Raw genomic sequence first — 24555 nt, 5'->3', positions numbered from 1 at the left:
GCAACAGGTACCAAACTATAAGGATGATTATCAAGCGCTCAGATTCATAAATCTGAGCGCTGCTTATTAAAAGTCAAAATACTCTTTTGCATTGTAATAGGAAATATTTTGTACAATCTCTGCCAACGTTTCTTGATCATTTGGATATTCACCGTTTTCGACCCATGCACCGATTAAATTACACATAATGCGGCGGAAGTATTCATGGCGTGTATAGGATAAAAAGCTGCGTGAATCGGTAAGCATTCCAGTAAAACGACTAAATACACCGATATCCGCCAGTGTTTCCATTTGATTGATCATACCTAGCTTTGTATCATTAAACCACCAGGCTGTACCGAATTGCATTTTTCCTGGTACGCCCCCACCTTGGAAGCTGCCAATAATCGTTGCGATGGTCACATTGTCTCTTGGATTTAATGAATAAAGAATCGTTTTCGGCAAAGCATCTGCTTTATCCAATGAATCAAGCAGTTTTACCAATGGTTGTGCTAGTAAACTGTCATTCATAGAATCGAATCCTGTATCAGGGCCAAGCTCGTTAAACATGCGAGTGTTATTGTTTCGGTGAGCGTTAATATGATATTGCATCGCCCAGCCTTTTTTATGATATTGTTTACCTAAAAAGGTAAGCGTAAATGACTTATATTTTTTCTCTTCTTCTACAGATACTTGCTCACCTTTTAATGCTTTGGCGAAAATGGCACTAACTTCATTCTCTGTTGCTTGCTCATACATCATGACATCTAATGCATGATCAGAAACTCTACCACCAATTTCATGGAAGAAGTCAATTCGTTTTTGTAATGCTTGCAGGAAAGCATCATAAGAATCTATTGCTACACCAGAAACATCAGCTAGTTTTTGTACCCAGTCAGTAAAGCCGTCACGGTTAATTTCAAGCCCTTTATCTGGTCGGTAGCTTGGTAATACTTTTACATTGAAATTAGTGTCTGCTTTAATTTTCTCATGATATTCCAAAGAGTCAGTTGGATCATCTGTGGTGCAAATCACTTCTACTCCAGACTTCACGATAAAATCACGAACATTCCATTCTCCACTGTTTAAAAGCTTATTAACCTTTTCCCAAATAGCAGGTGCGGTATTTTCATTGAGTGGCTCTTCTACGCCGAAATAGCGTTTTAATTCTAAATGTGTCCAGTGATAAAGTGGATTACCGATCAGTTGTGGTACTGTCTTCGCCCATGCTAAAAACTTATCGTAATCACTTGCGTCGCCTGTTACATATTTTTCTTCAATCCCATTTGCTCTCATGGCGCGCCATTTATAATGGTCACCATATAACCATACTTTCGTAATGTTTTCAAATTGGGTATTCTCATAAATTTCTTGTGGACTTAAATGGCAATGGTAATCAATGATCGGTAAGTCTTTTGCGTACTTGTGATACAATGTTTCAGCAGTTTTGTTTGTTAACACAAAATTTTCATCCATAAACGACTTCATCATATCCCCACTTTCCTAAAATTTAAAGATAACGTAGTTTTACATAAACTACGAAGTTATACTTTTTAGATTTGCCTTTTTCCATTTATGATTTATGTTGAGTGCTAGGAAACGCTCCGGCAGAATACTGCGCTTTCCGTGGGCTCGGCTTCAGCTAACTTTGCAAAGCAGATCACTTTGCAAAGTGGATCTTCAGCTCTCGCTGTCCCACAGGAGTCTCCGTATTCTGCCTACGCTAATAACATTTTTCTATCTTTTTAAAGTGAAAATACTCGGAAAACAATTCCCTTGTATTCCTTTTTTAAAAAATCAGAAAACTACGCAAAGCGGAGGCAAGATACGTAGACTCCAACGGGAACAGCACGTGTCCGAAGACCCCGCAGGAAAGCGAATTTTGCTTTCCGAGGAGGCTAAGGCCGTGCCCGTGGAAAGCGAAGTATCTTGCCGTAGCGTATGTAAGCACTTAGCAAAAATTTGAATGGAAGGAACAATTTCAAATTTTTATTACTTCGCAGTTTGTATCTTATGTTCCTAAGTAATCCGATAATTATAATCCGAGCAAGTCTAGGTGGCGTCCGATGTGTTTTACTAATGCGTTTCGGTAGGCATCTTCATTGTTCATTAATGTTGTGAAAAATTCTGTTCTAAACAAATCAGCACCGGATTCACTTTTAGCCGTGAGGAGGATTCCATATGTAACATGGAATAATTGACGGGATGCGTCATGATCCATATATGATGGTAGATCCTTATCTGCAGTTTCAGCTAACGGAGCCACACTGTCTAAATCTGGTGTTACATGATAGTACTTCAACGTCTCCTCAAAATGCTCTTCCGCATAGACATGCATACGACGGTAAAGATCCGGATTCACTTGTGCTATAACACGAATTGCTTCCAGCCAGTTGGTACCTGCCGTTTTGATATGCAATAATCCTTCCGTGTATTTACCAATGATCGGGAATACACTGAATTTATCACTACCAGAGTGAATACTTAATTTGTAGCTAAAGTACTTAGCAATTTCGGCATGCTCATGTAACTCTTTTTCAAATTGCGTAAGATCTCCAATATAATCAATACCCTTTTGGAACTCACCACAAAATCTAGGAGCTAAACTTTGTACGGTAACACCTCTTCTGCGGAGTTCTTCTGCAACGAAAAAGTGAGCCTCTGGTGCCGTAACTGTTTCGGTTTCATCAATTGAAATTTCGAAATCAATTGCCTTTTCCGCTTTAGAAAGATACTCATTATAAACATGCTCCATAAAATCAATGGCTTCACCATAAACAAGGACATTTTTGTGAAGGCTTGCTTCATCAAATGATATTTCCAGTCCCTGTACATTAAATGTTTTGTTTAAATAATGGCTGTCAAAGTATTCTTTACGATCTACAGGTAAATCTGCATATTCCTTCTGCACATCCTCTACTGCCAGACCTTCAATGTCATTGCGAATTTGCTCGGAACAATCCAGTGTGATAAATGAGAAACCTAAATCCAAAGCATATTCAATATCTTTTTCCAGTTTAATATGGTCTGCATCCGCTCCGTATCCATCTTTATAACCTTCCTGGAATACCGCAAAAGTTGCTGCATCCAAAATATCAGTCATTGTACGGTTTAACAGGGTTAATTCACGAATACTTTGCTGAGCTAGGATTGGCTTAACTTTTCTCCCTTTGACTGTTTCGATATGTCCAGGCGATGCTATACCTAAACGGTCACCAAGTCCCATTGTCGCAATTTCTGTACCAAATGCTTGTGGTTTCGTATAGTCAAAGAATTGATTCAATGCTTTACTATTGTCATGTGTTAACGGGCACACCTTCCCATTTGCTACTGTGTCCCCTTGTAAAGCATCAAATAATGGTCCTTCACCTGCAGCTACCAGGTATTTGGTTGTACCTGACTTCACCATAACAACAGAGGCATTATCTTTCTTTTCAAGAGATTTCTCATAGACTTGTATTGATTCCGACGACTCTGGTAATTTTCCTGCCTGTAATGCTTCCACTACTGATTGAAATTGTTCCATCCATCCCCACTCCTTTTTTGTTAACGGTTTCATTCATTCAACAAATTTTAATAACAACGTTGTTATTTTTATGATATACTATTTAAAAATAGAACACAACTATAAAATATACAATTTTTCAGAAAGTTAAAGGTGATTATCATGAGTGTAACCATTAAAGATATTGCTAAAGAAGCTAATGTCAGTTATTCCACTGTCTCCAAAGCATTAAATAACAGCCCACTGGTAAAAGAAGTGACGAAACAAAAAATTCTGCGTGTCGCAAAAGAAATGGGATATGAACCGAATTTAGCTGCCAAACAATTAGTTCGGAAAAAGACTGATGTTGTCGGCCTAATTTGGCCTACAATTGAAAGAATTGTACTTGCAACCCTTGTAACCAATATTAGTAAAGCATTTGAATCTACTCGATATTCGATGATTTTATCCGTTGACTCAGCTGAAACAGCTATAGAAACTTTCAAAAAATTCCAAGTGGATGGTATGATCGTTTTTGCCGAATCAGAGAACATGATTCCTGAAGAAAATATTCCTCTAGTAGCATACGGGGTCTCGGGAAAAAGCGAGGTAACATATCCAATCATAGATGCAAATCATGAACAGGCAATGGATCAAGCAGTAGAATATTTATATAATTTAGGTCACCAAAATATTGCTTATGTAGGATTAATGAATACAGATGATGCTTTACAAAATGAGAAGGTAGAAGGATACAAAAAAGCGATGAGGAAAATTGGCCTTACAGATCAGAGTATTGCCACAAATGGCTTAGATTGGTTTGATGGCTATTTGGCAGTCGATAATGTTTTACATATAGAGCAAAGGCCCACAGCTATCATAGGTGGTAGTTATGATATTAGTAGTGGTATTTTACGTGCATTACAAGAGAAAGGGATTAGTGTACCTGAAGACTTATCCTTAATCAGCTATGATAATATTCCTCAAATGGAAACTACAGAAATACCAATGACCTGTATTGGGGTACCAGTAGACGAGCTTGCAGAAGAAATCGTGCATGCCATTATTGAGCGGGTTGAATCAGAAGAAATAAATGTTGTTAAGAAATTAAATCCAACCTTAACAGAACGACAAAGTGCTGGTCCAGTTTCAGAAGATGTAACTTCTAATTAGTTAATATAATAACGCAAAACTACTCGCGTAAAAACAAGAGCGACTATGCCTTCACAAAACGGGTAGATCATGACACGTCATCCCTTTGTCCTGAGAAATATAGGAATCACGGTGAATAAACAATGCGATGATGACCTTCATCTAAAGGTATGAGTGTGAATATTCAAAAAACCCTATCTTTTAGGGTTTTTTAGTAATGCAGCTATTACATAATGGCAATTTTTTTGATTTCCTAAGCTAAAAAATATGCTGAGTGTTCAACACACTCAGCCCTTTATTCATCACATTACACTTTGAGAGTTAACTCTGCTAAACGTCTTGCAGAAACTTTTACTTCTTCCATACCTGTAGCAATAATCTCATCAGTTTTATCAGGCATAGCATTATGGCCTTCTATGATCACTTCATCTATAATGTCCATACCAAATATACCACCGATTACGTTACGCATATAGTTCACAGCCATTTCCATTGGAGCTGCTTCAGGTGTGGAGTATATTCCTCCACGAGCATTTAGGAAAATAGCTTTTTTGTCTGTTAATAATGGAACCAAGTTACCTTCCGTACTATATTTAAATGAGAAGCCTGCTGCATATATATAATCGATAAAAGTTTGTAATTTAGCGGGAATTGTCAAATTCCATAATGGGAATGCAAATACCACTACGTCTGCAGCTGAAACGGCATCCATTGCTTTTTGCTTTGCAGCAAGAAGGCGTGATTCAACATCGGTTAATTCCTCATCATTTTGCATTTTGCCAAAAGCATTGAACAAGTCTTGACCGAAGAAAGGTGTATCTTCTGCATATACATCATAAGTGGTTATATTTAAGTCTTTACCTTCTAATTCAGTCATAAACGTTTCATACATTTTACTGGAAATTGCTTCTTCAGAAGGACGATTATTGGCCTTTACTATTAATACATTCATGTAAAAAACTCTCCTTTGGTGCTATTTTAATAGATTAATATTGTGTGGATTGGATAACAGATGATTCCTTTTGCTCATCAGTGAGCATTTATTATCACTCTGCATCTATCCACGTTAATTATAATGGATAATATTAATTAACGGTAGTACGCACTTTAAAGTAACATAGTATCAAAAAGGATACTACTAGACTCTGATAGCTGGAATCTAGTTTAATTTCTGCCACACCGATTGATATACATTTTTAAGTGGGATGTTGTGCAGCTCTGCTATCTTTTTACAATCCTCATATTCAGGGGAGGCTTTGACTACTTTCCCTTTCTGCAAACCCTCTTTTACGGTGACAGGCCCCCATTCCGTTTCTACGGTTGTTATATTTCGCTCCATCCGATAAACGGTCAATGGATAATAGCGAATTCCCAGGGTGGTCGTTTCAGATAAAAGAATATCCTTCATTTCTGTCAACTGGGCTTCACTACATAAAAGTTGTAATTGAACAGCAGGGCGATTCTTCTTCATATAAATCGGCGTGTAATACACATCATTCGCCCCCGCATCGAACAACTTATCCATCACATAGCCAAGCCATTCCCCAGGTGTATCATCCAAATTCACTTCTATTTTTATCATATTCTCATCAGTATGTTCCTGATCTGGCGGGTGTTTGCTCATTAATCTCACCTCATGCCTTTATACAAAAGTATTTTTCACATGCTTAGTTGCCTCTAACCACCATAATTAACAAAAACTGCGAAGTATTTTGACTTGGGTTTGCTTTCTTCCAATCTTACCCTAAAGAGTACTGGTATACCGCTTCGGCAGAATACTCCGCTTTCCGTGGGCACGGCTTCAGCTAACTTGGTAAAGAAAATCACTTTACCAAGTGGATCTTCAGCTCGCGCTGTTCCCACAGGAGTCTCCGTATCCTGCCTACGCTAAAATAAATGTTCAAACATTTGAAAGCGGAAATTCTTATAATTAATTCCAGTGGGTTAATTCTTTCAACAATCGGCCTTAGCCTCCTCGGACACGTGCTGTTCCTGTACTAGTTTCATCATTCAAAATAATATATAATAAGCAACATTCGTATTACACTATTAATATCCTGCTTTACACCTCTGGTAAAATGCGCTTTAGGAATTGCTTTGTTCTTGGCTCTTTTGGTTGTTCTAATACGTCTTTTGGAGCACCTTGTTCCACAATATAACCACCATCCATAAAGATGACATGGTCGGACACATGCTTAGCAAAAGACACCTCATGGGTTACGACTACCATTGTCCAGCCTTCGTTAGCTAAATCTTTAATAACTCCGAGAACCTCACCGATCAGCTCAGGATCAAGTGCAGAGGTTGGCTCATCAAACAACATCAACTCCGGTTCGATTGCAAGCGCGCGGGCAATACCAACTCGTTGCTGCTGGCCACCAGATAATTGATGAGGATATAAATCCATCTTATCTTGCAAGCCTACTTTTTCTAATAGTCGTTTAGCTTCATCTTCTGCTGTTTGTTTATTCTTTTTCTGTACGATGACAGGACCTTCTGTAACATTTTCTAATGCAGTCTTGTGTGGGAAAAGGTTATACGATTGAAAAACCATACCCGATTTTCTTCTTAATTGGAGCATCTCTTTTTTGCTTAGCTTCTGGTTAAAATCTAATGAAAAACCATCTTGAAATTGATAGTGACCTTGATCTGGAATTTCTAAACCATTTAAACAACGAAGTAAGGTTGTTTTACCAGAGCCGGAAGGTCCCATAATCGTCACAACTTTTCCTTTTTCCACAGGTAAGTCAATATCCTTGAGAACCGTTAATTCTCCAAAACTTTTTTGAAGTCCTTTAATTGATAAAAGCACGTTATCCCCCCTCTACTTTGCTATATAACGTTCCAGCCTGCGTTCAATGATTTCCTGTACAATCGATAATAAAAAGCAAATAACCCAATATAAAACCGCAGCTTCTACATATAAGAGCATAAATTGATAGGTTGTTGCTGCAATCTCTTGTGCTTTACGAAATAACTCCGTTACTAAAATAAGCGAGGCTAGTGACGTATCCTTTATTAAACTAATAAATGTATTCGAGAGAGGTGGAATAGATACTCTTGTTGCTTGTGGTAAGATAATTCTTCGCAATGTTGTTCCATATGTCATCCCAACTGTATAGCCTGCTTCCCATTGTCCTTTTGGAATCGAAGAAATCGACGCACGAATCACTTCTGATGCATATGCCCCGACATTTAATGAAAAAGCTATGACTGCACTTGGTAATGGATCGATGGTTAATCCGATCGTTGGTAAGCCGTAGAACACAATAAACAATTGAACTAATAGTGGTGTACCTCTAATTGCCGAAACATAAAATACAGCGGGTGCACGCACAATTCTAAGTGATGATAAACGCATAATAGCTGTAATTAGTGCAATAATTATACCAAGTAAAAAAGAAACAAGTGTAAGGGGAATCGTATATTTGATTGCCCCTTCCACCATTGGCCAGAGTGCGCGAAGAATTAAATCCCAATTTCCTGACTCATTTGTGACAGTATAAAGGATATTATTGGCTAGAAACATCTTCACCAAACCATTCTTTAGATATCTCCGCTAGTGTACCATCTTCTTTCATTGCTGCTAATGCTTCGTTAAATGCTTTCACCAGTTCTTCATTTCCTTTTCGGAATGCAAAGGCAGACTTAGAAACATCGTCCTGCTCTGCTGCAATTTTGATAGAATCGTCTCCAGTTTCATTAATGTATTCCAACACTGCTAATTTGTCGTTTACCGTTAAGTCTACGCGTCCTAGTTTAATATTCTCAATGGCTTGCGCAAGACCTTCCACACCAATAATTTCCGCTCCATTTTCTTCCGCAATAGAGCCGAAATTACTTGTTAAGGACTGTGCTGATTTTTTACCTTTTATATCTTCAAACGACGTAACATTTTCATTATCAGCAGGGACAACCACTACTGCACCCGAATACGTATATGGTTCTGAGAAGTCATAAGATTTTAATCGCTCTTCATTAATCCCAACTTGGTTAGCAATCACATCGAAACGTTCTGCATTTAAACCAGCAAACATAGAATCCCATTGCGTTTCTTTAAATTCTACTTCCAATCCTAAACGAGAAGCTACTTCACGCATCACTTCTACATCATATCCTGTTAATTTATCTTCTTCATTATGGAACGTAAATGGTGCATATGTTCCTTCAGTACCTACTGTAATTACTCCATCTTCCTGAATTTGTTTATATAAATTGGTTGCTGTTTCAGCTTGCTCTGTGTCTTCTTGAGTTTCCTCATTTGTAGTATCCTGTTCATTTTCACTTCCTGTATTTTGATCTTCTTGATCAGCAGTTCCGCATGCCGCAAGTAAAACAAGTAAACCAATGATCAGAATAGATAGTTGTATTTTTTTCATGTTGATAACCCCCAGTAATTTTGTCGGTTTTAACTTTTCCTTGCTGATTATACAATACGACTTACATAAAGTAAAACAAAAGAGAAGACACTAATCAATATCATTAGTGTCCTCTCATTATTTACAAAATATGCTTAGGCTTGCTGATATTTTTGCAGTAAATCTGAATATTGTTATCAATATATCGTTCTTTTATGTTTGTAGAAAGCACCCATTTCTACTGTCTCTTTGTCCGATTCATCTTGCTAACCAGCCACCGTCTACTGCTAGGATATGACCGTTCATGTAGTCTGAAGCTTTGCTGGCTAGGTAAACTACTGTTCCCATTAGATCGCTCGGGTCTGCCCAATAGCCTGCTGGGATTCTGGATAGGATTTCTGCGTTTCGTTTTTCGTCTGAGCGGATTGGTGCGGTGTTTTTCGTTGCAAAATAACCTGGTGCAATAGCGTTTACTTGTACTCCATGTTCAGCTAATTCATTGGCAAAGGATTTCGTCAAACCAGCTACAGCATGCTTACTAGCCGTGTATGGCGGAATAAATTTACCACCTTGAAAGGAAAGCATTGATGCAATATTAATAATCTTGCCTGAACCTTTCTCAGCCATGACTTTGGCTGCTGCCTGACTTAAGAAGTAGACCGCATCGAGATTTAACGACATTACATCATCCCAATCCCTATCCTTAAATTCGAGTAACGGATTCCGTCTAATTGTACCTGCATTATTCACCAATATATCTACTGTGCCAAATGCATCAACACAAGCTGGGATAACCCTTTGTAATTGATCACGATCCGCCAGGTCAGCTTGGAAAAATTCTGCTTTTGCTTCCATATTGGTTAAGAATTCCTTCGTTTCGTCCCAGTTGGTACCGTGTGTAACTACAAATACAGTAGCACCAGCCTTAGCCAAAGCAACTGTATAAGCCTGACCCAGACCAGTATTACCACCTGTTATAATGGCTACTTTACCTTTCAACGAAAAATAATCTAGTGAAAAATCTTGTAAATCCTCCCCCATGAAGTATCCTCCTTAACGTAATTCATCCATGCTAATGTGGTCCATATCGTCATATGTGATGTTCTCGCCACACATCCCCCAAATAAAGGTATAGTTACTTGTAGCCGTTCCACAGTGGATTGACCAACTTGGAGAAATAACTGCTTGCTCATTTTTTAGGACAAGATGTCTTGTTTCACTTGATTCACCCATAAAATGGAATGCTCGAGTGTTTTCTTCCATATCAAAATATAGATAGACTTCACTACGGCGATCATGCGTATGCGCTGGCATTGTGTTCCATACACTGCCAGGTTGAAGCATTGTTAAACCCATTTGTAATTGACAGCTTTCACATACATTTGGGTGAATGTATTGATGAATTTTTCTTTCATTCAGAGTACCTGACTCGCCTAGTTCTAACGGCTTAATGTCTTTAATATCAATTTTTACTGTTGGATAAGTATGATGTGCTGGTGATGATAAGGTATAAAATTTGGCTGGGTTAGCCGGATCATTGGAACCGAACCAAACTTCCTCTGTACCACGGCTTACATATAACCCATCATGACGTTTCATATCATACCGTTCACCATCTAATACTACGTAGCCGTCATTGCCGATATTAATGATCCCTAGCTCACGACGTTCTAAGAAATAATTTACACCTAACTGTTTATCAAGCTTAATGGTCAATTCCTTTGATGCAGGTGTTACACCTCCAAAAATCATCCGATCCACATGTGTATATGTTAAGTGAACTTTCCCTGGTTCAAATAACTTCTCGACTAAAAACTTCTCGCGTAACTCATCGGTATTATATCTTTTAATTTCTTCCGGGTGATTAGCATAACGTATGTCCATTTTGCTATCTCTCCTTGTAAAGTTTCTCAAATTTCTTAATTCTGTTGTACCCAAGTTCTCGAAAACATCATCGGTTCAACTCATCCTATTTTGGCTAGAGATGCTAATGGATGTTCTATCCGTATTAACTCTTTCACAAATAATAAGCAATGCTGGTGTGCTCCTCTTTCATGTAAATGAGTATTATCTACTTCTCCATCCGGATATGCTTCGTACTCACCTGGTGTCAATCTCATAAACCAATTTTTTGATTTCTCATCACCTAGCTCAAGTAATGCCTCTCTAGTAAGGGTAAGCATATCGATACATACTACGCCTTCTTCTGCCGAGAGCTCTCTGACAGCTTGTGGATAATCACCATGAGTTTCCTGTAAGTTTCCATTTTCATCAAAATGTCTTCGTGCTATCGATGTTAATAATATTGGTGTGACACCGAAAGCTCGCGATCGTTGAATAAAAAATCGCAAATTGTCTTGATAACTTGTAAAAGGCTTCGTCGCTCGCTCTTCATCTGGTTTTTGATCATTATGGCCAAACTGAATTAGAACATAGTCTCCTTCTTGAAACTCCTTTTCGATTGCGTCCCATCGTCCTTCTGAAATAAAAGACTTGGTACTGCGACCCGATGCTGCATGATTACGAACGATGAGGTCATTAGAGAAATATTGTCCGAGTGTTTGTCCCCACCCCATTTGTGGATATTTAGACGCTTCGAATGTAGCCATAGTAGAGTCACCAGCTAAAAATAAATGTGTTGGCATTCACTTTCCCCTTTTCCCATATCAAGTTGCATACTGCTCACTCCTCTAGTCCATGATATTCAAACCAATCAAAGTCAGCATAATTAGTTGATTCTTCTCCATTTCCGGAAGCATACATACCGATATATGCTCCAACAAAACCATCAGCAACGTCTGTACTCAAAATTCTCCCATCAATATTTTCAGCCAATACTTGCCAATCAAACGGCTGGGTTGTATAGGAAAAGCTATAGTCTTGGCCATGAGCTTCTACTTTTAAATAAACTTTACCTTTATCAATTTGGTCTTTAGAAATAACTTCATCCTTGCCCGCTTCTCTTCTTACCAAACGCACAAATGTCTCCATTCCTTCTAACAACACTTCTACACGGAATTGAAAATCCTGATTTTGCAGAAGTACCATGCCTGCTGTTTCATTTTCAGCTTTCGGTGCAAACTCCAGAACCGTTTGAGCGAAGAAGTTTATATGTTGCTGCCTTCTGCCAACAAAGGCGGGATTTTCTTCCTCCATGATGGTTTCTTGCTTTGCTTTTAACCGTAAATAACCAGGACGTTCAGTTAAGGACCAGAAATCCCCTCGTGGCGTCCGTAAAAAGTTCCAAATATCGTCTAGTTGCTCTGATTCAAATGAATCGGCATGTGGTAATGCAGGCCATTTATGCTCTGGTAAGTTTGGGAATTCCATCTCTGATTCGATAATTCCTTTTCCAGGATTAGCGATCGGCCAGCCATCTTCCCATATAAATGGCACAAGAAATGTTTCGCGCCCAAGATTTCGATAATAGCCACCATAAGGACGGGACGCTAGGGCCACCATCCACCAATCACCATTCTGTGTTTCCACAATGTCAGCATGGCCAACGTTTACAATTGGATGATCTTTCCCTAAATGTCGGTGTGTTAAAATTGGATTTGTTTCTGTCATTTCGTATGGTCCTGTTACTTCTTTACTTCTGGCAATCGTAACGGCATGGGTATGACCTGTTCCACCTTCTGCTATGATTAAATAATACCAACCATCGATTTTATACAAATGTGGCGCCTCTTGTGCATGGGCGTTTTTTAGCGCACCATCCCATAAGCTATACTTTGGTCCAACTAATTGTTTCTTCTCTAAATCTAATTCTTGTAACCAAATTTCATTATGCTTTTTATACTGTCGCCCAGATGGTGGCTGTCGGTTACCGGTGTAATAAACTTTACCATCATCATCAAATAATAAGGATGGATCAATTCCTGGTGCATCTTCTAACCAATTTGGATCAGACCACAGCCCTGCTGGATCGGTTGCCGTTACATAAAAATTACGTCTTGCTCCAGTTTTGCTAACTACAAAAGTTGTTATCATATAGAAAACGCCATCATGATAACGAATTGTTGGGGCATAGATACCTCTAGAATTTGGTGTTTGATCTAAGTTAAGCTGCTCAGGACGATCTAGCACATGACCGATTTGCTTCCAATTGACAAGGTCTTTACTATGAAAAATCGGAACACCTGGAAAGTATTCGAAACTTGAAGTGACAAGGTAATAATCTTCCCCTACACGACAGACAGAAGGGTCCGGATAGAACCCAGGGATAATTGGATTTTTAAATGTTTTCACTATATTTCACCTGCTTTTTGTAGATTACTTTCATGTCCAGTTAAATGCAATTCTTCTGTATCTTCATATATAAGAACCGGTTCTTGTTCATTTTGATTGGTTGAGGTTAACTCATCGATTTTGATTCGCTTCGCATTATGTAATTGAAGCGCTGCTCCTTTTCGCTGCTTTACTTCCACATGGTGGAAACGTAGATCCTCGACATATTTTGCAAAAATACCTTCACCTGCCATGTTGATAACCTCACGAACCATATCCGGCTCGCCGCCAGGGACCGTTTCATCTAAGGTCATCTCCAATGTGACATGTTCTATAGTTACCTTCCTCACCGGCATTTCTGGTAACCCATAAATAAAACCTGCTGCAGCACGACAGTTTCTCGCCGTAATATGACTGATGTTAATATGTTCGACTATAGGTGTTTTTTCTGTCACAGCTACTGGAGCGGCATCTAGTAATTCGGGGTTACTTTTGCTTACTCCATGACGGTAAAACGAATTAATCGCTATTGGACAAAGAACGTTATCCATCATAATGTTTTGTACTAAAATATTACGGATATAACTTCCTCGCTCACGGTTCGTTTTAATTCGGATTCCACGGTCTGTACCATCGAAAATACAATTGGTTACGGTAACATTTTCAATCCCACCGGAATTTTCACTACCAAATACGACACCGCCATGACCGTGATGCATCGTACAATTAGTCACTGTTACATTTTTGGTAGGCACACCGTAATGACGACCATCTTGATTAATTCCTGATTTAAGTACGACACAATCATCTCCTACATCAAAATGACAAGCAGATATTCTGACATTCTGGCAAGAATCAATATCCAATCCATCGCCATTCGGTGTATCTGAAGGGTTTTGGAATGTCACATTTTGAATCGAAACGTTGTCACAGAAGACAAGATGTGTATTCCAGAATGGCGAGTTTTTCACGGTAACTCCTGAGATCGTGACATGCTCCGCTTCGAAAAATTGGATGACTGGCGGTCGTAAAAATTGTGATGACCATTCTACTAAATTAGTATCTGCCGGTTCCGTGAAATCTTTATTTGCTTCCGCAATTTCCTCCGTTTTAGGAGATTGGAAGTTCTCCCCTTTTCTTAGCTGAGCATTGACCTTCCACCATGCCTGCCCGTTTCCATCAATGACACCATCGCCTTTTATAGCTACATTCGTAACATTTTCTCCGAAGATAAGCGGCATAAAGCCATAACAAACATATCCCGACCACCTGGTTTTCACTACCGGATAGCGCTCAAAATCATCTGTAAAAGAAAGGACTGTACCAGCATCAAGATATAATGTCATGTTACTTTTTAAGGCAAAAGGCCCTGTTTGATAGGTTCCGGATGGAATATATACGGTACCCCCACCCGCTTTTTCACAATCATCAATTGCTTGCTGAATCGCTGCTGTACTGTCAGTATCATCTTGAACGTGATAATCTTTGATATTGAATAGACTCATTTCATCCACCTCTAATCTAGTAAATCTTCTCTTAACGGTGTGAATACATCTAATAGTTTACTTTTAGTTATTGCTTTTACACCGTGTACAGCGTTGGACGGAATCCGAAGAGAGTTTCCTTTTTCGACAATGATTTCTTTTCCGTCTACATGAAAGGCAAGCTTACCTTCTAAACAATAGGTTAATTGTTCATGTGGATGACTGTGGGATGATCCTTCCGCTCCCTCTTCAAACGACACTTCCATCATCATCAGTTGATCTCCCGGTTCATGAATTTTTCGTATAACGCCTGGTTCTGCCTGTTCCCAACTGTTTACAGCCATTATGATTCCTCCTTTAATTTTGTTATCATTGGCAAAATGAACTGAATTGCCATTGCTAGCATAATCACATAAGCTACTGTGTTTGTATCAATTTCATTGGAAAATACCATAAATATAATTATTCCTAATCCACGACCAATATTAATAATCGTTTCTCTGAGGACAACTGACTCAACGCGGAATTCAGAGCCCAGTGGAATCCGATCCATCCATTGAAAGTAATAAGCGGCATATGCATTCGCTTGTAGAGGTTTAAACATATTTTGCGTTATCATAAACAAGATGACGCTCCACATTGCAATCTCCCAGGTTAAAAAGGAGCCTGCAACAAAGAAACCAATTGCAGCGATCCATAAATATTTTTTGGTTTGTTCAATATTGGCAAAACGAGAAATGATATAGCTTGCCAGTATGGAAACTGCCAAAAAAACAGCATTCAAGTAACCGACAACACTCTCCTCTTCGAAAATGCTATAGATTAGGATTGGAGGAATATACATCAAAATCCCCTGAGGAAAACCGATAATAAACCACCCGACTAAAGCATGACGGAATGCTTTTTTTCTTTTAATAATCTGTCCTAAGTATTTCATATAATAATTACGATGACGGATCGATTCTTTCTTGATACGAAAGCTACCGATCGTTGCTGTTAGAAACATTAGAAAGGCGATGGAGAAAACGATCAGATAACCGGATAACCCTGCAAATAAACCGATAATAAACCCGGCAAGAGCAGGTGCAATGAGGTTAGCAGACCCCATCACTATTTGATTCCAGCCTAAATAGCGGTGCCTATTTTGATCAGAAGAGACTTCATGAACAATAGTGAAATACGCTACCCAATAAAGTCCTTGTGCGATTCCTCTCAATAGCGCAAATAAATAAAAGTAATGTACAATTTCTTCCTGCACTATAACAATGAGCAAATAAAAAATGGCAGTCATCAATATCCCATAACGATATATTGTTGTCCTGCCTTTTTTCTTTGACATTTTTCCAATTAAAAAGGTTGTGGCTGCTTGCGAAAGGATGGCAACCAGGTTATAAATACCGTTCACCCATAAACTGTTAGTCAACCGCCATAAGTATAAGTTCACAAAGATAATCGATAATGATCCACCAAATTGAAAAATTGCGTGATTGATTAATATATTTACAGCATGTGATGATAACCGCTTGTCATTGTCTAGACTCAAGCTTTACACTTCTTTCTTTTCGCTTATTTTGCCTTTGAAATGGGGAGTTCACCCTGTCCACCGTCCCAAAAGTTGGTCGAAATTGATTTCGGATGTTTTTTCCAAAGGTAATAGAGTTGTTTTCGGATTAGTGTTGCTTGTGTAGTTGCGTTCATATCACCTTCTTTTAAGCCTAGTCCTAGTTCTACAGCTTGCGGCATGTTGGGGTAATATTCTCCCTGTTTCACTTGGGCGACATTTGGTGCTTTTGGTGAATGAGCTAATTCTCTTGAGAAAGCGCCATCTTTTTGTTTTAGCCTCTTCATGTTGTTAATAGTTATTTCTGATATTTCTTGAAGTTCCGACTCTGGAATATCCGGCTCCATATAACTCAACAGATCAATTGGATTACGTATATAGCACATATCTATCGCTTCCTCTGTCCGCAAGCAATGAAGGATCGTTCTATAAATACGATCTTGATTTGGCATTGGGATTTGATATCTCCGGTAAAAGGTATGCAGTTTAAATGCACCTGAAATTTGAACATACAGGGATCCTTCTCCCCATAAACCTGTATCAGGATTTTGCTTTTCTGCTAAATACTCAGCGAATGCATCCACATAGCTCCATAGAGTTGTTTCATCCATTTGTGAAAAATATACTGTGGAAGATGCAAGCAAGTCACATCCTCTCCAGCTGTTTCGCAAATCAATACTATCCCATTTTTCTCGGTATAAAGATAACGACTTCGTATAATTAGGAGCGACCTGATTTTTTACTGGCAATGAATATAGTGGTGATGCACCTAATCTCTTGAGACTATTCAGTGAATAATGGAGTGCTCGATGGACCATCACTTCATCCTTTTTCATATGAGGGTCATGATCATAAAAATAACCGGTCCGAGCATCCTGTCTCATTTGATAAAAAGCAATCATTTTTTCTTTCATCGTTTGCGGCATATCATCTAAAAGCTGGTGCCTAAGCAAAATATTAATTGCTTGAGAGGTGGACTCGATGTCCGGTGTAAAACGGTCATCGAGCACAGAACTTCTTGCGTAATAAAATCCGCCTGTAAGTGGATCAAATTGTTCTAATAACCAGGAAAATACTCCATCAAACAAACCATCCAACCTGTTACTTTCTGTCTCATGCCAAATCGTCATGAACATTACCCCTCTTGAATAAAATTAACCTTTCACAGACCCTAGCAGCGCCCCTTTTGCAAAGTACTTTTGTAAAAATGGGTACACTAAAAGAACCGGAACAGTTGCAACAACGATGGTTGCCATTTTCACTGTTACTTCTGGTGGTGGAACATCTGTGTACGCTTCGGCATCATAGTTCATTCCACTCGCCAATACTACGATTTGCCGTAACAATACTTGTACCGGCCATTTATCTGCATCTGCAAGATAAAGGATGGCATGCATATAAGTATTCCAGTAAGTCACCGCATAGAATAAGGAAATCGTCGCAATTGCTGGCAGTGAAATCGGAATGACGATTCGAAACAGAATACTAAAGTCATTTGCACCATCAATTTTTGCTGACTCTTCTAAACCGGTTGGTAAATTCATAAAGAAACTACGTAAAATAATCATGTTAAATGCATTGATGGTAACCGGAATAACAAGTGCCCATAAGGAATTTAGCAAGCCTGTTTGCTGCACTACTAGGAATGTCGGAATCATCCCACCATTAAATAAAAGAGTGAACACTATTAAGAAGTTAATCACCCGGCGTCCAACAAGGTCTCTTCGCGATAGACCATACGCTGTTAAAGTGGAGAAGAACATACTCCATAATGTTCCCCCAACTGTCACAATGATTGAGACACCTAAAGCTCTGAAAATCGTATTAGTAGAAAAAATATATTCATATGCTTTTAATGAAAAATCAGTTGGAAACAGTAAAAATTTTGTATTTGCAACTTCAGCGCTTGTTGCAAAGGAACTCCCCACCACATGAATAAATGGGAGTATGGTAATTAATGCTAATAGCGCTAGCAAGAAATAATTAAAGAAATCGAAAACTCTACTTCCTCCAGATATTCGTTTTTGTGCCATTATTTCACCTCACCTATTGTTGTCTATTAATAGATACCCTCTTCATTGAATCGTTTAGCTAACCAGTTGGCAAATACTACCATAGCAAGTCCTACAGCCCCTTTAAAGAAACCAACTGCGGTACTGTAACTAAATTGTCCTTGTTGCAAACCAGCCACATATACATACGTATCAAAGATTTCAGCGACATTTCGGTTAGATGAGTTAAGTAATAAATAAACATGTTCAAAACCTAACTCTAAAACATCACCAATTTTCAAAATTAAAAGTACAATAATAACGTTACGGATTGCCGGTATTGTGATATGCCACATTTGCCGGAAGCGGTTAGCACCGTCCATTCTTGCAGCTTCATACAACTGTGGATCCACCGCTGTGATTGCTGCTAAGAAGATAATGGTTCCCCATCCAGCTTCCCGCCATATAACCTGCAAAATATACATTGGCCTAAACCATTCTTCATTTAACAGGAAGTTAATTTTCTCAAAGCCCAAGCTTTCTATTATAGCGTTTACAATTCCACCATCAAGTGTCAACATCACATAACTGATGGAGACGATAACCACCCATGACATAAAGTGTGGTATATAGATTAGCGTCTGCACACCTCGTTTAAAAAAGCTATTTCGAACTTCATTAAGCAATAGCGAGATAATGATCGGAATTGGAAAGTAAATAAATATTTGTAGGCCAAACAGTACCAGTGTATTTTTGAAGATCATCCAGAATTCAGGACTCAGGAATAACCGGTTGAAGTGTTCCATTCCTACCCATTCACTACCGCTAATTCCCAAGTATGGTTTATAATCCTGAAATGAAATGATTAATCCATACATCGGTAAATACTTATAAATAATGAAGTAAATTATACCCGGCAGAATCATCAGATAAATCAATTTATTTCGTTTGACTTTCCGCCATGTTTCTGAGCGTTTCATTTTCTTTACTTGTTTCGCTTCTTCTTTTGCAGTTAAAGTCGTTGTTCCCATAAGCAGAATCCTTTCTTTTAAAATTCGGTTTTAAATTATCGCCTTAACAAAATCCTACGTCATAGGTTATATAACGTAAATAATCATTATCTTACGAGTTGCTTTCAATGGTGTTATATAGGTTTTTCCTTTCATTCTTCATGATATAAGCAACTAACATAACATAATGATCATCTCCCGTTCTTACCACCCTGCAGATATGGATTGGGCTCTTAAAAGGAGTATTTTAAGAGCCCATTTACTATTATCATTCAGATGCGTTAAATTCCTCGATAATGGCATCTCCACCTTGAGATTTCCATTTTTCTACTGCTTTATCAAAACCAGCTTCATCAATTTGGCCTAAGATATATTGATAGGTTGCATCGGTAATGGTTTCTTGAAGTATTGCACCTTCATTTACATATGTTTCAGAGTAAAGTGGTACAGTTGGATCTTCAATTAGATATTTCTCATTATCTTTAAACAATTCTTCAGATTTTGCCTTCACCTCATAATCGAAATATCCTTCATAGCGACCGTTTGTTTCCGGTTCACCGATTTCAATCGCTTGATAAGGTTTTACTTCGCGATCAAACAATGCTTGATCGTCTGTTGGTTTAGCACTACCTTCAACAACTTCATAATGTTCTCCTTCAATACCCCAATAAGCATAATTTATTACTTCTGGTGTCATTAATTGATCAAAGAACCCTAAGATTTTCTTTAAATCTTCCTCTGTTTCAACAGAACTTTTCGGGAACATCATTAAACTACCGTAACCAGGGATTGCCCATACACCAAACTCACCGTTTGGACCTTTAATTTGATTATGCACATCAAATTCCGCATCTGGATTAATGGCTACTGCATCATTATGAAGGCTGCCTACATCACCCATAGAACCTACATACATACCTGCTGTTCCATTTTTAAAGAATTCTTGTTGATCTGTTTTACTAGTTACAGGGAAATCTTGATTAATGTATCCGTTTTCGTGCATTTCTCTAAAGAAATCCATTGTTTGTTTATATTCATCAAACATAAACTCAGGTAATAGCTGGCCATCTTTCTCACCCCAATTATTTGGAGTACCGAACCAAGATGATACGGTTTTGAAGGCACCATAGATTAAATCACTACGGTCTGTGAGACCAAATGTATCATCTTTACCATTTCCATCAGGATCATCTTCTGTAAACGCTCTTGCCATTTCCATAAATTCCTCTGTTGTTTTCGGTGCTTCTAACCCAAGATTGTCAGCCCAATCTTTACGATAGATTAAACCTTGTCTTGATAACGGACGACCTTGATATAATGTGTATAAATTGCCATTTACTTTCGTATTATCAAGTACATTTTGTTTTAATTTAGACAAATTCTCAAATTCATCCAAATATTGACTTAATTCCCAGAACTGTTCATCTTCCATTGCATCACGGAACTGAATAAACGTTGCCTGGTTCTTCAAGAACACTGCCTCAGGTAAAGAATTTGTGGCAAATGCTGTGTTTAATCGATCTTCATAGTTGTTATCTGGTACCCATTGAATTTCAATGTCTGTGTTAGTTGCTTCCTCAATTTTCTTTAATATTTTTTCATTAGGTACTTCTGGTGTGTGTAAGTTTGCCATAATCGTGAATGAATAAGGCTCTTCTGATCCTGAGTCTTCTCCTTCCTCTGCAGAAGAGTCACCTTCATCTCCCGTATCTTCTCCACCTTCAGTGGTACTATCACTACTACATGCAGCTAATACTACAAATAATAGTAACAACATGATTCCCATAAGTTTCTTCCAATTACTCAAATTAACCACCCTCCAGAATACATTTTTTTGTACAACAACTTTTTGGCGTGTACAACTTTAATGGTAAGGAACAGAAAAAGCTTTGTATATAATCACTTTTTCACAGCTATTGAAAACGCTTACGACAAAAAGAATGAAATTTATCTTTTTAATTAAAATGATCATTATTTAGTATAGCGAAAAATAATATTAAAAAATGATTATTTTATTAGGTTTATTTCTCTAAATCTCTTAATTGACGTGGGTTCATCCCTCCTTATAAGATGATCATCATGTGAAAGCGCTTCATATTTACTATTTACGGAAATTCAATAAAGCGGTATCCTAATTAATAGGATAACATTTATATATAGAATTAGGTGGTTTTTATGATGGAACTTACAGGGATGTGGGCCGGTTTTTATCGCATTAGTGTATGGATTACCCGGTTTGTTTGGTTAAATATGCTCTGGATAGCTTTTACTTTATTAGGCTTGATTTTCTTCGGTATTATGCCAGCAACGATCGCTATGTTCGCTGTCGCTCGCAAGTGGGTTTTAAAGGAATATGATATACCTATTTTTAAAACCTTCTTCAAAGAGTATAAGTATACTTTCCTACGCGCTAACCTATTCGGCTTAGTTATTTTTATTATTGGTTATTTTTTATCAGTCTTTTTGAAATATACAGGACTAATGAATAACTCGAATATATACCCAGTCCTCTTAGGTATTTTTATTTTAGCAGCAGTTCTTTACATTATGCTGGTTTTGTATATAGCTCCAGTTTATGTTCATTATCAGCTTCGTTTTTGGCAATATATTCGATATGCGGTCTCGATTGGGGCGGTTAACTTACACTATTCTATTTGTGCTATTACCGTTTTAGCGGGGATTTATTTTGCTTCTCTAAAATTTCCTGGTATTACACTTTTTTTTAGCTTTAGCGTTAGCGCTTATACAACGATGTTTATTGTTAATATCGGTTTTACTCAATTGCTAAAAAAACAACGAGAACAACTTGATAAAACTCAGATAACCGCTTCCTAACGCTATACCACTGTTAAAAATATAACGATTAAGGAAGTATGCCTATGAAAAAACTATCTACTCAACATTATTTTAAACTGATTGCATTCTTAGTCATCTTAAGTACGGTTCCTGTTGTTATTACCGGTGGCTTATCTTATTGGCAATCGTCTAAAGCTATTGTGGATTATTCCAATGACGAAAAAAAGCAAAATATTTATCAAATACAAACTAACGTGGAACAAGTTTTAAAATATATTGATTTATCTACAACATATTTTGTGCGTTCTGCTCAAACACAGGAATTTTTAAACGAAACTATGAATGGTAGTGCATTTAGCGATTTTCACAAGTTAAGAAAAGATTTAAATCATTTACAAACCATTGAAACGGGAATTGAAGATGTTATATTGGTAAGTTTAGATAAGAGGTGGCTCATAAATAACGATGGTTTAGTACACCTAGATAATAAAGCATATGAACAAATAAACACAAACTATTTAAGTTTACCCGACAAATCTGTTTGGATTAAGGAAGAAGCAGATCAAATAAATTTACCAAATGCGACGAAGAAAAGCTGTTCCCATTATATTAATTTAGTGAAAAAATTGCCGATCTTGTCATCTCAACCTAGTGGTCTTATATCCGTTCTAGTCCCTACTTGTGAATTAAATGAAATCATGGCACAAAGTAATGATAGTGAATCATTTATTATTTTAGATGAAAATAATCAGACGATTGCCCACAGTAATGCGGAATACACAGGTGAAGATGGATATATCCCAAATAAATTATTTAGTATGATTGACCATAATGAATTAGAAGGCCAATTCGAGTATCAAATTAATGGAACAGATTTTAAAATTTCTTATCAAACTTCAAAATATAATGACTGGACTTATCTTTCTTTAGTTAAATTAAGTGACCTGCATATGAAATCGAGTTCTATCGGCTGGTTAACGGTATTAATTGTTTCGATATTATTAATTATTTCTTTATGTATTGCCTTCATCGGTAGCAAAGTGCTATATAAACCTGTCAAAAAATTAAAAAGTGTTATAGATTTATCAAGTGAAGGTAAGAATGAACCAGACAATACCACTAACGAATTCGATTTAATCGAGACACATATCGAAAAATTATTAAATCAGAATCATTTGTTAGAAAAACGTGTTCAGAGTCAGGTTACGCAATTAAAACAACTTTTCATGATCCGGTTATTACAAGGAAAAGTAACGAGTAGCGAACTTCCGCTAAAAGTGAAATCCTTTAATTACAACCAAAATTGGACAGGATTAACGGTCTTTTCATTAAAATTAGATGAAATAGATCAGGAGAAATTCAATAAAAATGACCAGGATTTGATTCTTTTTGCCATTAACAATTTAATTGAGGATCTTATACCAAATAAGGATCGATTTACTCCAGTAGTCATTAATGACTCGCAATCCACTATTATTATCACGGAGTGCGAGAATGAATCTGATTATACACATATTATTAATCAGAAGGTGAAACTAATCCAAAACAAAGTAATGGAGTTATTTCATCTGTCTGTGAGTATCGGTATTAGCAACCGCTACACCGAATTAGAAGATTCAAATATAGCTTTTAAAGAAAGTAAAGAAGCATTAAAATATCGTCTAAAAATGGGCGAAGCATCCATCATTTTCTATGAAAATCTTAATAGACGCTACTCTAGTGTAGCACCATATCCGACAGCCATTAAGAATAAAATTTTTGATGCTATTAAATTGAGTGATCAAGAACATGCCTTATCAGAACTTGCTAAGTTTTTTGATTATGTCGACAGGAATGATATTCACCATCAACAGTTAGAAATTATCTTATCTAGATTCTTATATGAATTGTATGAGTTAAAGGAACTACTTGGGGCAAGTGTGGAAGGTTTCCAATCTACAGATATGATTACGTATTATCAAAACCTAAACTCCATAGAAGCAATCCATGAATGGGTAAGTGATCAAATTGTCGTCCCTCTTATCGAGAGTATTGATGCAAAAGATGATTCGAAAAATAAAAAAATCTCTGATAAGATGATTAGAATTATTCATGAGAATTACAATAAAGATATTTCACTAGATCTTATTGCTGCCGAGTTACACTATAATCCAAACTATTTAAGTAGTATTTTTCAAAAGGAAACAGGATACTCTTTTAGTGAATATTTACTTCGTTATCGTCTCAACAAAGCGAAGGAATGGCTAACAACTACTAATATGTCAGTAAAAGAGATTGCAGAAAGGCTACAATATAATAATTCTCAAAACTTTATCCGTTCATTTAGAAAGATGGAGGAAATTACGCCAGGTAAATACCGAGCGCAATATAAAAGTAAAGAAGCATAAGAAAAGAATAGACGAAATAATCAAGTATCATGCATATAAAGAAGAGCGAAACGGATAATCCGTATTCGCTCTCTTAACTTACTACGTGAATACCTCTAAAAAGTAGATAATCGGGATTCGACC

The 24555-nt window shown here is 37.4% G+C and carries 21 protein-coding genes; 3 read left to right on the top strand and 18 right to left on the bottom strand.

From position 1 onward, the window contains the following. Nucleotides 1-66: 66 nt before the first annotated feature. Both uxaC and ACTWP4_RS05595 read right to left on the bottom strand, forming a co-directional pair. Nucleotides 67-1467 (bottom strand): glucuronate isomerase, encoded by a 1401-nt coding sequence (gene uxaC, locus ACTWP4_RS05600; RefSeq protein WP_443127772.1) that lies wholly within the window; start codon nucleotides 1465-1467, stop codon nucleotides 67-69. Between the two features lie 547 nt (nucleotides 1468-2014). Further along, on the bottom strand, nucleotides 2015-3505 hold the full coding sequence (locus ACTWP4_RS05595; protein ID WP_443127771.1) for a tagaturonate epimerase family protein: 1491 nt from the start codon (nucleotides 3503-3505) through the stop codon (nucleotides 2015-2017). 141 nt (nucleotides 3506-3646) lie between these two features. Between ACTWP4_RS05595 and ACTWP4_RS05590 the strand changes: the two genes are divergently transcribed. Continuing rightward, a complete protein-coding gene (locus tag ACTWP4_RS05590) occupies nucleotides 3647-4636 on the top strand; it encodes a LacI family DNA-binding transcriptional regulator (protein ID WP_443127770.1) in 990 nt (329 codons plus the stop codon). 286 nt (nucleotides 4637-4922) lie between these two features. On the opposite strand, the gene ACTWP4_RS05585 is transcribed toward ACTWP4_RS05590, so the two are convergent. The 16 genes from ACTWP4_RS05585 to ACTWP4_RS05510 all read right to left on the bottom strand — a co-directional run bounded on the left by ACTWP4_RS05585 (nucleotide 4923) and on the right by ACTWP4_RS05510 (nucleotide 21056). Beyond that, nucleotides 4923-5567: an FMN-dependent NADH-azoreductase gene (locus ACTWP4_RS05585; RefSeq protein ID WP_443127769.1), complete on the bottom strand. Its 645-nt coding sequence runs from the start codon at nucleotides 5565-5567 to the stop codon at nucleotides 4923-4925. 207 nt (nucleotides 5568-5774) lie between these two features. Next, the gene (larC, locus tag ACTWP4_RS05580; RefSeq protein WP_443127768.1) at nucleotides 5775-6239 is read right to left on the bottom strand and encodes a nickel insertion protein; all 465 of its coding nucleotides are present in this window, start codon (nucleotides 6237-6239) and stop codon (nucleotides 5775-5777) included. Between the two features lie 438 nt (nucleotides 6240-6677). After that, nucleotides 6678-7427 (bottom strand): amino acid ABC transporter ATP-binding protein, encoded by a 750-nt coding sequence (locus ACTWP4_RS05575; protein ID WP_443127767.1) that lies wholly within the window; start codon nucleotides 7425-7427, stop codon nucleotides 6678-6680. A gap of 12 nt (nucleotides 7428-7439) precedes the next feature. Further along, complete coding sequence (locus ACTWP4_RS05570; RefSeq protein WP_443127937.1) at nucleotides 7440-8144, bottom strand: amino acid ABC transporter permease; 705 nt, start codon at nucleotides 8142-8144, stop codon at nucleotides 7440-7442. After that, nucleotides 8128-8994 (bottom strand): amino acid ABC transporter substrate-binding protein, encoded by an 867-nt coding sequence (locus ACTWP4_RS05565; protein WP_443127766.1) that lies wholly within the window; start codon nucleotides 8992-8994, stop codon nucleotides 8128-8130. Before ACTWP4_RS05565 ends, ACTWP4_RS05570 begins: the two co-directional genes overlap by 17 nt. A gap of 237 nt (nucleotides 8995-9231) precedes the next feature. Continuing rightward, nucleotides 9232-10014: a 2-dehydro-3-deoxy-D-gluconate 5-dehydrogenase KduD gene (gene kduD, locus ACTWP4_RS05560; protein ID WP_443127765.1), complete on the bottom strand. Its 783-nt coding sequence runs from the start codon at nucleotides 10012-10014 to the stop codon at nucleotides 9232-9234. A gap of 12 nt (nucleotides 10015-10026) precedes the next feature. Continuing rightward, nucleotides 10027-10857 (bottom strand): 5-dehydro-4-deoxy-D-glucuronate isomerase, encoded by an 831-nt coding sequence (gene kduI, locus ACTWP4_RS05555; RefSeq protein WP_443127764.1) that lies wholly within the window; start codon nucleotides 10855-10857, stop codon nucleotides 10027-10029. Nucleotides 10858-10937: 80 nt separating this feature from the next. Further along, complete coding sequence (locus ACTWP4_RS05550) at nucleotides 10938-11618, bottom strand: rhamnogalacturonan acetylesterase (protein WP_443127763.1); 681 nt, start codon at nucleotides 11616-11618, stop codon at nucleotides 10938-10940. 37 nt (nucleotides 11619-11655) lie between these two features. After that, nucleotides 11656-13224: a glycoside hydrolase family 43 protein gene (locus ACTWP4_RS05545; RefSeq protein WP_443127762.1), complete on the bottom strand. Its 1569-nt coding sequence runs from the start codon at nucleotides 13222-13224 to the stop codon at nucleotides 11656-11658. Beyond that, a complete protein-coding gene (locus ACTWP4_RS05540) occupies nucleotides 13224-14708 on the bottom strand; it encodes a glycoside hydrolase family 28 protein (RefSeq protein WP_443127761.1) in 1485 nt (494 codons plus the stop codon). Before ACTWP4_RS05540 ends, ACTWP4_RS05545 begins: the two co-directional genes overlap by 1 nt. An 11-nt stretch (nucleotides 14709-14719) precedes the next feature. Then, nucleotides 14720-15031, bottom strand: coding sequence for a cupin domain-containing protein (locus ACTWP4_RS05535; protein WP_443127760.1), 312 nt, complete (start codon nucleotides 15029-15031; stop codon nucleotides 14720-14722). Beyond that, complete coding sequence (locus ACTWP4_RS05530; RefSeq protein ID WP_443127759.1) at nucleotides 15031-16230, bottom strand: MFS transporter; 1200 nt, start codon at nucleotides 16228-16230, stop codon at nucleotides 15031-15033. Before ACTWP4_RS05530 ends, ACTWP4_RS05535 begins: the two co-directional genes overlap by 1 nt. Nucleotides 16231-16253: 23 nt before the next feature. Then, a complete protein-coding gene (locus tag ACTWP4_RS05525) occupies nucleotides 16254-17378 on the bottom strand; it encodes a hypothetical protein (protein ID WP_443127758.1) in 1125 nt (374 codons plus the stop codon). 24 nt (nucleotides 17379-17402) lie between these two features. Beyond that, nucleotides 17403-18281, bottom strand: a complete 879-nt coding sequence (locus ACTWP4_RS05520) for a carbohydrate ABC transporter permease (RefSeq protein WP_443127757.1) — start codon at nucleotides 18279-18281, stop codon at nucleotides 17403-17405. Between the two features lie 26 nt (nucleotides 18282-18307). Beyond that, nucleotides 18308-19219, bottom strand: coding sequence for an ABC transporter permease (locus ACTWP4_RS05515; RefSeq protein WP_443127936.1), 912 nt, complete (start codon nucleotides 19217-19219; stop codon nucleotides 18308-18310). A 298-nt stretch (nucleotides 19220-19517) separates the two neighbouring features. Next, entirely contained in the window at nucleotides 19518-21056 is a 1539-nt protein-coding gene (locus ACTWP4_RS05510; protein ID WP_443127756.1) for an extracellular solute-binding protein, read from the bottom strand. 368 nt (nucleotides 21057-21424) lie between these two features. Between ACTWP4_RS05510 and ACTWP4_RS05505 the strand changes: the two genes are divergently transcribed. Together ACTWP4_RS05505 and ACTWP4_RS05500 are read left to right on the top strand one after the other, a co-directional pair. Continuing rightward, nucleotides 21425-22084 (top strand): YesL family protein, encoded by a 660-nt coding sequence (locus ACTWP4_RS05505; RefSeq protein ID WP_443127755.1) that lies wholly within the window; start codon nucleotides 21425-21427, stop codon nucleotides 22082-22084. A 44-nt stretch (nucleotides 22085-22128) separates the two neighbouring features. Then, a complete protein-coding gene (locus tag ACTWP4_RS05500) occupies nucleotides 22129-24432 on the top strand; it encodes an AraC family transcriptional regulator (RefSeq protein WP_443127754.1) in 2304 nt (767 codons plus the stop codon). Nucleotides 24433-24555 lie beyond the last annotated feature (123 nt).

The organism is Gracilibacillus sp. D59 (genome assembly GCF_052246695.1).
Lineage (GTDB): Bacteria > Bacillota > Bacilli > Bacillales > Amphibacillaceae > Gracilibacillus.
Note: the sequence above shows the minus strand (reverse complement) of the source record. Positions and strands in the feature narration are given on the sequence as shown.